The sequence below is a fragment of the Paenibacillus sp. FSL H8-0260 genome, assembly GCF_045040625.1.
Taxonomy (GTDB): domain Bacteria; phylum Bacillota; class Bacilli; order Paenibacillales; family Paenibacillaceae; genus Paenibacillus_AQ; species Paenibacillus_AQ odorifer.
On record NZ_CP150298.1, the window covers coordinates 1,837,121 to 1,851,190 of the forward strand.

At 48.8% G+C, this 14,070-nt stretch carries 6 protein-coding genes; all 6 read left to right on the forward strand.

The features are described 5' to 3' along the window. The first annotated feature begins 115 nt into the window (after nt 1–115). Nucleotides 116–1,390, forward strand: coding sequence for an alpha-L-fucosidase (locus tag MHI51_RS07940; RefSeq protein WP_256719026.1), 1,275 nt, complete (start codon nt 116–118; stop codon nt 1,388–1,390). A 25-nt stretch (nt 1,391–1,415) separates the two neighbouring features. Beyond that, a complete protein-coding gene (locus MHI51_RS07945) occupies nt 1,416–3,248 on the forward strand; it encodes a beta-galactosidase family protein (protein ID WP_076277100.1) in 1,833 nt (610 codons plus the stop codon). Nucleotides 3,249–3,289: 41 nt separating this feature from the next. Continuing rightward, the gene (locus MHI51_RS07950; protein WP_405173752.1) at nt 3,290–11,257 is read left to right on the forward strand and encodes a polysaccharide lyase family 8 super-sandwich domain-containing protein; all 7,968 of its coding nucleotides are present in this window, start codon (nt 3,290–3,292) and stop codon (nt 11,255–11,257) included. 162 nt (nt 11,258–11,419) lie between these two features. Then, nucleotides 11,420–12,127 carry a DUF421 domain-containing protein gene (locus MHI51_RS07955; RefSeq protein ID WP_076126261.1) on the forward strand — a complete coding sequence of 236 codons (708 nt, stop codon included), beginning with the start codon at nt 11,420–11,422 and terminating at the stop codon, nt 12,125–12,127. Nucleotides 12,128–12,235: 108 nt separating this feature from the next. Then, entirely contained in the window at nt 12,236–13,732 is a 1,497-nt protein-coding gene (locus tag MHI51_RS07960) for an alpha-N-arabinofuranosidase (protein ID WP_076104908.1), read from the forward strand. Nucleotides 13,733–13,744: 12 nt separating this feature from the next. Further along, nucleotides 13,745–14,026, forward strand: a complete 282-nt coding sequence (locus tag MHI51_RS07965) for a DUF6171 family protein (protein WP_076100542.1) — start codon at nt 13,745–13,747, stop codon at nt 14,024–14,026. The last annotated feature ends 44 nt before the right edge of the window (nt 14,027–14,070 follow it).

A 14,070-nucleotide genomic window follows, 5' to 3' on the forward strand; every position in this document is an offset into this window, starting at 1 on the left:
ATAGGGAATAAGCAAGTATCACAAGTTGTGGACGGGGCTTTGGAAGGTCATCAACTGGCTTTCCAAAGCCTTATTTATATATTGGGCCTACACAAACATATGGGAGAGTGTAGAAATGATGGAAAGCAGATTTTCACAGAACAAGCCGGAAGAGCAACTGGCGCTGCCTTCTAGGGAACAGCTGGAGTGGCAGGACCTGGAGCTGGGGATGTTTTGCCATTTTGGCATCAATACGTTTTGCGATCAGGAGTGGGGAGAAGGCAATGATTCACCTGCGGTCTTCAATCCGCTTCATTTGGATGCCCACCAATGGGTTAGTACAGCCAAAGAAGCTGGATTCCGTTATTTTATACTGACAGCTAAACATCATGATGGCTTCTGCTTGTGGCCGACTGCGACAAGTACTTATTCTGTGGCTTCTAGCCCATGGAAAGAAGGGCGCGGCGATGTCGTCAAGGAATGCGCGGAGGCTTGCCGTGAACTTGGAGTTGGCTTCGGCATTTATTTGTCTCCGTGGGACAGACATGAGCCCTGTTATGCAGATCCGCAAGCGTACGATGATTTCTATGCCCTGCAATTGCAGGAATTGCTTACGGGCTATGGTCCGCTTACAGAAATTTGGTTCGACGGCGCAGGGTCGGAGGGCCGCAATTACGATTGGCAGCGGATTATGGATCTGATCAAGCGCCATCAGCCAGGCGCCATGGTGTTTAATATGGGGGCACCAACGATCCGCTGGGTTGGCAATGAGGATGGCGTTGCTCCTTATCCATGCTGGAACACTGCGAATTCTGCGCGGGGTAGCATGTTCAGTGAAGCTTCATTGAACTGGCTTCCCGGAACGCCGAGCTGGGTGCCTGCGGAATGCGATGTGCCCATCCGTAAAGACCGCTGGTTCTGGCATCCTGAGGAGGAGCATCTGCTGCTGTCTTTGGCGCAGCTAATGGATATTTATTATCGTTCGGTTGGACATGGGGCAACTTTGCTGCTCAATGTAGCCCCTGACAACCGCGGGCTGTTTCCGGAGGCTGATGTGCAGCGGCTGCTGGAATTCGGTAAGGAGATAAGATGCAGATTCGGCAAGGCTCTGGCGGTAACCGCAGGTACTGGAGATTTTGTTGAACTGGAATTGCCAGCAGCTACTGTGATTGATCATGCCGAGATTATGGAGGATATCGCTTACGGCGAAAGAGTAGAAGGATATATGCTGGAAGCGTACAGCAACGGAGCGTGGCTGGAATTGAAGCGTGGCAGTTCGATTGGCCATAAGAAAATCGATGCTTTCCCTCCGGTTGTCGCAGAGAAAATCCGCTTACGGGTGTCAGAAGCTGCCGCAAGCCCCAAGATCAGACGGCTTGCCGTCTACCACTGCGGGGAATCGTTAGAATAAATATTAATAAAGGAGGTTGTCGATAATGAGCCTGCTCACCTGGAACGACGGACACTATTTGCTGGACGGACAGCCTTATCGTATCGTATCGGGAGCCATTCATTATTTTCGGGTTGTGCCTGAATATTGGAAAGACCGGCTGCTGAAATTGAAAGCCTGCGGATTCAATACCGTGGAGACCTACATCGCCTGGAATATACATGAACCTAAAGAAGGGGAGTTCGTATTTGATGGCATGGCCGATGTGGTATCTTTTATCGAGCTGGCTGGGAAGCTTGGGCTTCATGTTATTGTCAGACCGAGTCCATTCATCTGTGCGGAGTGGGAGTTCGGAGGCCTGCCGGGCTGGTTGCTAGCTTACGGGGAACTCCAGCTTCGCTGCTGTGACCCTCTTTATTTAAGCAAGGTAGACCGTTATTACGATGAGCTAATTCCTCGGCTGGTTCCGCTGCTCTCCACACATGGCGGACCAATTCTGGCCGTTCAGGTAGAAAATGAATATGGCAGCTATGGTAATGACAGTGGCTACCTGGGCTATATGCGTGATGGACTGGTCAGCAGAGGGATCGATGTGCTGCTCTTTACTTCCGACGGACCAACCGATGAGATGTTGCTCGGTGGAACACTGGAGGATATGCATGCGACAGTCAATTTCGGCTCCAGTACAGAGGAATCCTTCCGCAAATATCGGGAATACCGCTCTGAAGAGCCGCTTATGGTGATGGAATACTGGAATGGCTGGTTTGATCACTGGATGGAGGATCATCATGTACGGGATGCCGGGGATGTAGCAGGTGTTCTGGATGAGATCCTGACCCAGGGCTCCTCATTTAATATGTACATGTTCCATGGTGGAACCAATTTTGGTTTCTATAATGGTGCGAATCATATCGTCACCTACGAGCCAACGACTACAAGCTATGACTATGATGCCCCGCTCACGGAATGGGGAGATACGACGGCGAAATTTGAAGCTGTCCGGTCGGTACTCAGCAACCATGGATTTGCCCCGACTTGTCCACTCCCTGAGCCGATTCCGAAGATTTCTTACGGGAAAGTCGCTTTGACGGAAAGAGCGGAACTATTCACGGCTTCCAATCTGGAGAAGTTATCAGAGACGGTGAACAGCGTGTGTGTACAGCCGATGGAGAAGCTCGGACAATCCTATGGTTTTATATTGTACAGCACTTTTGTGCAGGGACCGCGGTCCAGACAGAAGCTTTACATCGAGGGCGTGCGCGATCGGGCGCAGGTCTTCCTGGATGGAGAGGTGCTTGGGGTGATTGAGCGCTGGAATCCGCTGCCACTGGAACTTTCCATCCCCGCTGGGGGAGCGCAGCTGGATATCCTTGTCGAGAACATGGGGCGAATCAATTACGGGCCGCTCATTCGCGATCCGAAAGGGATTCTGGACGGGGTTCGGATTGATAACCAGCTGCAATATAACTGGACGATTCGTACTTTGCCGTTGGAACAGGAACAGCTGGCTTCACTAGCGTACAAGAAGCACCCGGTGGAGAAGCAGCAAGCTGCGACCCTTTCGGGTCTGCCCGGATTCTACCGGGGCTGCTTCGAGGCGGAGGAGATTGGCGATACCTTTCTACGATTCGATGGATGGAATAAAGGGGTCGCCTGGATTAACGGATTTAATCTGGGCCGTTACTGGAACGTTGGACCGCAGCGGGCGCTATATATCCCTGGTCCACTCTTGCGCAAGGGGAGCAATGAGCTGGTTCTTTTGGAGCTGCATGGTTGTGCGGAGACTTGCGAGATTGAGCTTGTGAACCTTCCTGATCTGGGAAGAACTTCGGCCGTCGATGACGCCGTGTTGAATTTTGTGCAGGATGATAACTTGTAGATGCCTTTAGCTTTAACCAATTCTAAGATTGGGGTGAACAAATGCGTAAACCAAGTCTATTTTTAGTATTAGTTCTCATTGTTGATCTTTTTTCTTCCTGTGGGGGAGTTCTTTATCCCTCGCATAGCAGGGCATCTGCGGCTGCATCAAATCTTATGCTTAACGGAAGCTTTGAGAATACAACGACAGCCCTTGACTCAACCTGGACAGGGGTTACAGACGCTGCTCCGGTAGGCTGGAGCTTATGGGTCCCTACAGGTAGCGGGAAAGGCACGAATAAAACAGCGAATATCAAGATAGACGCTGGCACTGCGCATGAAGGAACCCGGTCCATGCTGTTCGATGCCTTTGCCACAAGCAGGATTTCCATCAATCAGGGGGTAACTTCGGTTATCCCCGGTAAATCCTACAGACTTAAAGTCTGGCTAAAGACGGACAACGTCACTGGACAGGGAGCCTACTTTAGAACACAGTATTACAATACTGCCAAAGTGGGAGATGGACCTTCCTCTCCCAAAATAACAGGCACACAGGACTGGAGTATGCAGCAAGTATTTCTAACTATGCCGGCTAACGCGACGAAGCTAGTCATCGAGCCTTTTTTGGAGACTGGAAAAGGAAAGCTATGGATAGATGATATCGCTTTGGAGGAATATGCGGGTCTTACAGGAATTGCGCTAGACCGTACGGCCTTTTCTATGGTCAAAGGGGACACGGTTGCACTTCTGCCGACTTTATCCCCTATAACGGCGGTGGATAAAACGGTAGTGTGGACTTCGAGCAATCCAGAAGCTGCGACTGTGGACGCACTTGGTAATGTAATGGGTACGGGGATCGGTTCTTCGACCATCAAGATCGCCACACCGGATGGTAGCCTTGCAGCCGAATGTCTGGTTACTGTCGAAGCTCCCGACACGATACAGGCCTACAATAAACTGAGGCTGAAATGGTACGACCGATTAAGTGGCGGTCAATACGATGGGAGTGATCCTGATATAGCTGCTAGTATTAGCGCTCAGGCTGCATCGGCTGCTGCACTTTGGGAGAGTATGGATAAATCCTCCGGCCGCACCTCCTTGTGGAGTGATACCGCGAGCACTACAGATTCGCAGTTTATTACAAGCGCTTACAATCGCCTGAAGACTATGGCATTGGCCTATTCTGTGGAGGGATCGGAGCTTTACGGCAACAGCACTTTGGTGAATGATATTGTAAGCGCAATCAATTGGATGTATACAAACCGCTATAATCCGAGCAAAAGCGCTTATGGGAACTGGTGGGACTGGGAGATTGGCACGCCGCAGATTGTGAATGATCTTATGGTGCTCATGTATGACCATCTAACACCGCAGCAAATCAATCAGTATCTTGCGGCTATTGATGCCTTCTGTCCAGACCCGAAAGTAGGGTCGGTGCTTGGCGTTAAAGGCACGAAGATGACGGGAGCAAATCTACTAGACAAAGCACTTGTGGTCACGGTAAGAGGCGTGATTGGCAACAACAGTGCAAAGATCATTCAGGGCCGTGATTCCATTGGCTCCGAGTATGTTTACACGACTCATGGTGACGGTGTGTATAAGGATGGTTCCCTCGTTCAGCATAATAATATTGCCTATACGGGAGGATATGGTTCGGTCTGGCTCAAAGGGACGGCGGACATGTCTTATCTGCTGACCGATTCTCCATGGCCAATAACGGACCCGAATGTTCTGAACATTTACGAATGGGTGGCTCAGACTTACGAGCCGGTGATCTACAACGGTCAATTTATGGATTCGGTAAATGGCAGAGGTATATCTAGAAAAGGAAGCGGCAGCGCAAGAGGGTTAATTGTCACCTTGCTGCGGATGGCTGAAACTGCTCCGGAGAATATTGCAGTATCCATAAAGCAAGCGGCGAAAGAATGGATCTCAGCGAATATGACATCCGGCAATTATTATGAAGGGTTGTCGCTTGCAGATATAACGATTGTGAAAAAGCTGATGAATGACGGGAAGATCAATCCAAGAGGAGCTCTCATTAAGAATCAGGTATTCGCCGGCATGGACCGGGTGGTTCATCTACGCGAAGGTTACGGCTTCGGCTTGAGTCTGTTCTCGAATCGCATCTCGGCGTTTGAGAAAGGGAACAACGAGAACCTGAAAGGATGGTATACGGGGATTGGGATGACCTATTTATACAATCAGGATCTGACCCAATACCGGAATGACTTCTGGCCTACCGTCAATTCCTACCGCTTGTCTGGCACGACAACGGATGGATCGGGGCAGGGGATGGTGCCTGTGGAATGGAAAAGTTACATGAATCCGAAAACCTGGGTGGGTGGATCGTCGCTGGAAGGCCTATACGGTGCAGCAGGTATGGATTTCTCACTCTCCCAAGTGACCAGTAGCGATTTGCAAGGCAAGAAATCCTGGTTTATGTTCGATGATGAGATTGTGGCGCTTGGTTCGGGAATTTCCAAATCAACTGCCGGCCCGCAGTCTGTTGAGACGATTATCGATAACCGGATGCTTAACGAAGTGGGAAACAACAAACTTCTAATCAACGGAGCTGTAGAACCGTCACAGTCCGGATGGTCAGCGACGTTAAAGAACGTTCAATGGGCCCATCTGGAGGGTAATGTGCCAGGTGCCGACGTGGGCTACTATTTCCCTGAAGCTCCAAGTATACTGGCGCAACGTGAAGCCAGAACCGGCAGTTGGAAAGAGATTAATGCCACTCAATCCGATGTTCCCATTACGCGCAACTATTTAAGCCTGGCAGTTGAGCATGGAGATACGCCTACGAATGGCTCATACTCCTATGTTCTGTTGCCTAATCGTGACATTTCAGGTACTGAGGATTACAGTGGCAACCCGGATATCGAAGTGCTGCGCAATACAGAGGATGTGCATGCGGTCAGAGAGAAGAAGCTGGGCATAACCGCCGCTAATTTCTGGAATCCAGGAACAGTAGATTCCATCAAGGCACTCAATCCAGCTTCCGTGATGATTCGGCAGATCGATCAGGAGCTTGTCGTTTCGGTGTCTGATCCTACTCAGTCTCAAAACCTATTGTCCCTGGAACTGGATATACCGGGGTTGACACTGCTCAGCAAAGATAGCAAGACGGATGTAGTGCAAGCTTCGGGAAATACAGTTATAACGGTGGATGTGAAGAATTCTATAGGGGCAACGCATGTATTGAAATTTAATATTACTGAAGGAGAGACTCCAAAAGACGAATATGACGAGCTTCGTGGAAGATGGGTGGAGTATTTGACCGGAGGGCATTCCTTCGACCCGAATAACCCGGACATTGCCAAGTCTATAAAGACTTTATCCGATAAGATCAGTAATCAGGAGCGAACTGGATTCTGGGATACGATGAACAAGCAAATGAACCGTACTTATTTATGGAGCGATAAGCCGGGCAGCACAGCGGATGCTTTTGATACGGCAGCCTCTTATAACCGGTTGAAGGATATGGCTATTGCCTTTTCGACATCCGGCTCACCATTGTACGAGAATATGCAGTTGAAATCAGATATTCTGGATGGTTTAGATTTCTTATACGCGAATTGGTATAACGAAACTAAACTGGAGAAAGGCAATTGGTTCGAATGGGAGATCGGCATTCCGCTTGCATTGGGAGATACGATGGCCTTAATGTTCGAGTATTTGTCAGCCGATCAGATTACCAAATATACCAAAGCCATTGATAAATTCTGCCCGGACCCAACCAAACGGACCAATCAACCCTCGTTGATGGAAACCGGCGCGAATCGGCTGGATAAAGCACTGGCAGTGGTCTTGAGGGGCATTCATAATCGTGACAGTGCGAAGATCAAACAAGGGCGGGATGCGGTTAGCCAAGTATTACCCTATGTGACCCGCGGAGACGGATTTTATGAGGACGGCTCCTTTATCCAGCATAATAATATTGCTTATACCGGCAGTTATGGGGCTGTATTGCTTGGCGATATGATGAAAATGATGACTTTGCTGACAGGGTCCTCTTGGCCGCTGACTGATACCAATATGAAGAATGTATACAACTGGGTAACGGATTCTTATGAACCTCTCGTCTACAGAAAATTAATGATGGATATGGTGTTCGGTAGATCGATAGCCCGGGGAAACCGGCAGCTCGTGCCTTGGTCGCATATTTTGCGGCTGGCTTCTTCCGCGCCACCGGAGCAAGCGGCCCGATTTAAATCGATGGTGAAGTATTGGTTCGAAGCCGATACGGTAGTAGAAAGTTATTACGACGGTCTAAGAGTAGCCGATATAGTTCTGCTCCAGACGCTTATGGACGATCCAGAGGTGCAGCCATCAGGAGACCTTACTGTGCATAAGCAGTTTTCGGCTATGGACCGGATTGTCCACCATCGGCCTGGATATGCCTTTGGGATCAGCATGTCTTCGGCCCGAATTGCCAACTATGAAGCGGGCACAGAGAATCTGAAGGGCTGGTATACAGGCGAAGGCATGACCTATCTGTATAATCAGGATCTGGATCAATATGCAGATGCATTCTGGCCGACCGTGAACGCTTATCGTCTGCCTGGGGTTACATCGGATGGGGCAAGTCGCGGTGCAGCCAAGACTACATCTAAAACATGGGTGGGAGGATCATCCATAGACGGCCTTTATGGAGCGGCCGGCATGGATCTGGATCCGGATAACAGCACATTGTCCGGTAAAAAGTCCTGGTTCATGTTCGATGATGAAATCGTAGCACTTGGGGCAGGCATTACAAGCACGGATAACCGCAAGGTGGAGACCATCGTAGATAACCGTAAGCTCAAGGCGAGCGGAGACAATGTACTTACGGTCAACGGAGAGGCCAAGCCATCCGCGCTGGGTTGGTCTGAGTCAATGAATCAGGTGCATTGGGCACATCTGGAAGGCAATGTTCCCGGCTCGGGAATCGGTTATTATTTCCCTGATGCCCCAACGATAGACGGTCTGCGTGAGTCTCGGACTGGCGCATGGAAGGATACTAATCAAGGGGGATCAACGGAGCCGATTACGAGAAATTATGCCAGCCTGTCGATTGCTCAGGGAACGAATCCGGTGAATCAATCGTATTCGTATGTGCTGCTGCCGAATCAGGATGAAACGGCGACAGCGCGCTACAGCAGTAGTCCTGACATTGAAATTATAGCCAACACGGATAGTGTGCAAGCCGTCAAGGAACAGAAGCTGGGACTTACGGCTATGAACTTCTGGGTACCGGGAATGATCGAATCCGTGCGCGCCAATCATCCAGCCTCCATTATTATCAAGGAGTCTGGAGATGAACTGACGATAGCCATTTCGGATCCGACACAGTCTCAATCTGTGGTGAATGTGGATGTCGGCAGAACCGCGCTGGAAGAGCTGATGAAAGATCCAACCGTAACGGTACTGCAGACCTCACCGAGGATTGAACTCGCAATTCATACCAGCGGGTCCAAAGGAAAAAGCCATGTTGTCAAGTTCAGAATTGATCCGAATGCCGAGCCTTCTGAGCCTTCCGATTCGGAACCAGACGAAGCGGTAATAACGAAGCTGTATGTTTCTGAAGATGCGTATGTCAATGGAGGATCGAAAGCTGCAGTCAATTATAGTTCGGTCAATTACTTGCAGATCAGAAATGGCAGCGGGGACACAGACAGAAGGGTTTATCTAAAATTCGATCTGAGTCCATTTCTCGGTGAAGTTGGTTCTGTGAAGCTGAATGTGTTCGGAAAGACAAATGACGGGGCAGGCACTTTGTCCGATATCGGTGTATTTGGAGTCCAAGATGATGATTGGACGGAGGCAACGCTAAATTACAATAATGCTCCAAAAATCGGTACTCAAGCTGCGCTGCAGACTTTTTCCGGACCGGAGCAGTGGCGGCAGTTCGATATTACCTCATGGGTTGGCACGGAGTTCCCTTCCGATCCGGTGATAAGTCTGGCTCTTAGGCAGGTAGGCTATAATCTCGCCACAGACATAAGAAGCCGTAAGAATGAGAATGGCAAATATGCCGCGTATCTGGAAATTTTGCCGAAAGATACAACACCTCCAATCACGAAGGCTACCATACTTGGAGAAACAGGAGAAGGGGGCGCATATAAGGGCAAAGTCAATATCACTTTTGATGTCACCGACCAATCCAATGGGGGAGCTGTCGGCTGGGGAGTCAAGCGGACAGAATACCGGCTCAACGGTGGTGCATGGAATACGGTTACTCAGAGTGTATATATCGAGAACCCCGGAACCTTCGGGATCGATTATCGTTCGGTGGATAAGGCTGGAAATGTAGAGCCTTTCCGACAGCTTCAGGTGACAGTCATGGAGCCTACAGAAAGAGTCTCAACGGCAATTAGCGGCCCGGAAAGCCTGGGTGTCGGGGAGACCGGAACGGCGGTTACTTCGGTAGTGTACAGCGATGGCAGCCGTTATATAGTAACCGAAGGTATAGTCTATGAGAGCAGCGATCCTAACGTCGCAAGTATAGGTAAAGATGGCCATATTGAAGCTAAAGGACCGGGCGTTTCGGTTATTTCATCCGTATATGACAACATGACCGCTTCCTATTTATTAAAGGTGTATGGACAACTGCCGGAGCTCGTCTCTATTTCGTTAAGCGGTCCGACATCCTTGGAAATAGGGCAGAGCGGTAAGGTGGTCACAACGGCGGTATATAGTGATGATAGCCACCTTACGGTAACCGAGGGTGTGATCTACGAGAGCAGTAACAGGAAGGTAGCCACAGTAACGGCAACGGGGCAGCTGCAAGCACTTGATCCGGGCATGACTGTGATTACTGCAAGTTACGGAGGACGGCAGAGCAGTCTGACGCTTCAGATTCTACAAGCGGAAGACAATACTTCAACTGTTCCGAGTCCGCAACCACAAGTGCCTTCCGTACCGGAGGTAACAGCGGGGCGGCTGCAACTAAACGCAGCTTCGTTGAACGATCTTTCGGCAGCCATTGTCTACGAGGGTAAATTGAGAATGCTAGTATTGCCGGGGATGGCAGCAGACATGCTCAAACAGAAGCCGCTTCGGGTAGAGGCTTCTAACTTTAATGTGACCCTTCCGGCAGCGGTGCTTCAACAATTGCGGGGTTTGATTCCTGCGGAGCAATTGGCCGGCAGCCAGATCTTTCTGGAGGCTTCTGAGGTGAATGGGGAAGCGGCGCAGAGAATACTAGCTAGCGCAGAGAAGAAATCTGGTGCAGTGCTAAACCAGGCAGGAGAGTTCCTTCTCTTTAACCTGTATATTGTTGCTGGTGACGGTACAAGAAGCATACTTCCCCAATTTGTTGAGCCCGTTACATTAGAGCTTAACGCCTACCCTGAGGCCAAAAGGAATTTGCTCGGCGGCTATTATTTTCCGGATTCCGGAAATATAGAGTATGCGGGCCGTTCCTGGCTGAAGGGCAAGGTGGCTCTGCGCACCGAACACTTAGGCACATATGCCGTGCTGGAATACAACAAATCGTATGACGATGTTCCTTCTGGACATTGGGCGGCGGCGGTTGTACAAGAGCTAACAGCCAAACATCTGATTCAAGGAGTCGGACTTCGGAATTTCGAGCCGAACCGGTCAGTGACCCGTGCAGAATTTACAGCTATGCTGATCCGCTTGCTAGGACTTGAAGGGAAATCATCTACAGCATTTGCAGATGTATCTGCGGATGAGTGGTATGCGGAGGAAGTGGCGCAGGCTGTAGAGGCGGGGATAGTCCATGGAGTGAGTGAGACTCGCTTCTCTCCAGAAGCCCCTATTTCCCGCCAAGAGATGGCGGTCATGGTGATGCGAGCCTACGAATATGTCAGCGGGAAAAAGGTGGAACCGAAGCCTGTAATCCAATTCGGTGACTTGCGTGCGGCTGCCTCATGGGCCCGTGAATCGATCATTGCTGCCCAAGCCCTTGGACTTATTCAGGGTCGAAGTGACCAGCGATTCGCTCCGGGAGGCTCAGCAACTCGAGCTGAGAGTGCAATGGTTCTATACAATCTTTTAGCAATTAAGATTGAAAAGTAAGAATTTGAAGCCAGGGCTTTGGGAAGGTTCAGTAGAACCATTCCAGAGCCCTTTTGGCGTTTAGAGAAATCGGCAGGTTTGGATGGGCAGAGCTTTCGTTGAGGTTTCATTTCTACTCGGTTTGTGAATAATGGAGGATTGAATAGGAAGGGAGCATTAGAGATGCAGGTGTATATGGACATTGTGCTTAGGGCCTTTGTTGCTATGATCATGCTTTTGCTGATCGCCAAAATATTGGGAAAACAAACGTTATCTAACTTGACCTTCCACGATTTCGTGACGGGTATTATATTGGGCTCAATAGCCGCGAACTTGGCGTTTAATAAACAGCTGCATTCTTCCTACATGATCCTGGCGCTTATAGTCGTTACCGTTACATCTTTTTTACTATCTATCATCGCTTTAAAAAGTCGTAAAATGAGAAGCTGGATTTCAGGTTCACCCACTGTACTTATTGAGGATGGGAAAATTCTTGAGCAAAATATGAAAAAGGTAAGGTATTCGTTGGACTCTTTGGATCAGGCCTTGAGAGAAAAGGAAATTTTTAATCTAGAGGTAGTAGAATACGCTGTGCTGGAAGATAACGGAATGGTGTCTGTATTAAAGAAACAAGAGTACCAATATGTTACCCGAAAAGATCTAAAGCTGTTGTCCGTTCCTCAGAGCTTTCCCGTTGAATTGATTATGGATGGAATAATGCTCGCAGATAATCTTAAGGATAATGGCCTGACCCAAGAGTGGCTGGAGAACGAGTTAAGACGTAAGGGGAAACAAATTTCTGATGTGTTTTACGGGGTAAGAGGAACGCAGCAGCAGCTCATTTTTGACTATTATGAAGACGGGATAAAGAAACCTATTGATAAAGAATAGCTTTTGTTCATATTGGAGATTGACGGATACCTAAGCAGCGTCTTATAATGTTTATATAATTATTAATTAGTTAATAAAAATATAAACGTTGAGAGGCGGTATTTAACCATGGCAGAACGTGCGATCCTTAATACTGACATTCGCAAAGGGACGATTAACAGAAATATTTACGGACATTTTTCTGAGCATCTTGGCCGTTGCATTTATGAAGGGATTTGGGTTGGAGAAGATTCAACTATTCCTAACACCAACGGTATTCGTAATGATGTCGTGAAAGCGCTTAAGGAAATTAAAATTCCTGTACTACGCTGGCCAGGTGGCTGTTTCGCGGATGAATATCACTGGAAAGATGGTATCGGAGCCCGTGAAGGTCGTAAACGTATGATTAACACTCACTGGGGCGGAACGGTTGAGAACAACCATTTTGGTACGCATGAATTCATGGAATTATGTGAGATGCTGGAATGTGAGCCTTACATTAACGGTAATGTGGGCAGTGGTACCGTTCAAGAGATGTCCGAATGGGTGGAGTATTTAACCTTTGGAGGCGTATCTCCAATGTCCGAGCTTCGCCAGCAGAATGGCCATCAAGAGCCTTGGGCTGTGACTTATTTTGGCGTGGGGAATGAGAACTGGGGCTGCGGCGGGAATATGCGTCCAGAATATTATGCAGATCTTTATCGCCAATATCAGACGTATGTACGAAATTACGGGGACAATCGTATTCACCGGATTGCTTGTGGTCCTAACGTGGATGATTATCACTGGATGGAGGTTCTGATGCGTGAGGCAACACGCTTTATGGACTCGATTACCCTGCATTATTATACAATTCCTGGTCCAGCATGGGAGAATAAAGGTGCAGCTACAGGCTTTGAAACGAGTGAATGGTTTAGTACATTAGAGAAAGCCCTTCGCATGGATGAGCTGATCACCAGACATGGCGTTATTATGGATAAATATGATCCGGATAAAAGAGTAGGTCTTATCGTAGATGAGTGGGGAACTTGGTATGATGTAGAGCCGGGGACGAATCCAGGATTCCTGTATCAACAAAATTCAATTCGGGATGCTCTTGTAGCAGGCGTGACCTTGAATATTTTCCATAAACATAGTGACCGGGTACGGATGGCAAATATTGCGCAGACGATTAACGTACTTCAGGCAGTTATATTGACCGAAGGGGAAAAGATGGTGCTGACCCCAACGTATCATGTATTCAATATGTTTAAAGTCCATCAGGATGCGGAGTTGCTGGATTTAGCACTGGAAAGTGGCACTTACAGCTTTGAAGGCCGTGAGATTCCTGAAGTATCTGCTTCGGCTTCCGTAACTGCTTCTGGAATCATCCATGTCAGTCTTTGCAACTTGAACCATGCTGCTTCTGCTGCTGTTCCACTTGAGCTTCGTGGTCTTTCCGGGAAGAAGGTTGAAGTGACAGGCACAACACTTGCCGGTGATAAAATTGATGCTCACAATACCTTCAGCCAACCGGAGGCGGTAGTGCCGCAAGCCTTCACTGCCTTCACTCTGGAGGGTGATCTTCTTAATGTTGAACTGCCTCCAATGTCAGTAACTGTGCTGGAGATTACGCCGAAGGCTTAAGGTGGTGTTACCATGTCAACAACATCAACATGCAAGGGATGCAGAGAGGATTATAAAGTTACGCCAACGCAGATTAATCGTATCTTGTCTTCTTCCATGTTTAAGCCAGAGTTTTGTGTTCCAGATGAAGTTTACGCTGAACGGGTTGCCCTTTGTGGGACTTGCCCTAAGCTGCACGAAGGGGTAACTTGCGTCGCTTGCGGCTGCATCATCCCCGTAGTAGCCAAGCTTAAGGAACGTAGTTGTCCATTGCCGGGGGGTGGCTTGTGGGGTCCCTTTATCGAAAAGAATTAAGCTAAAATAAGAGCCGCATTCGACTCTCCAATGGGAGGTGAATG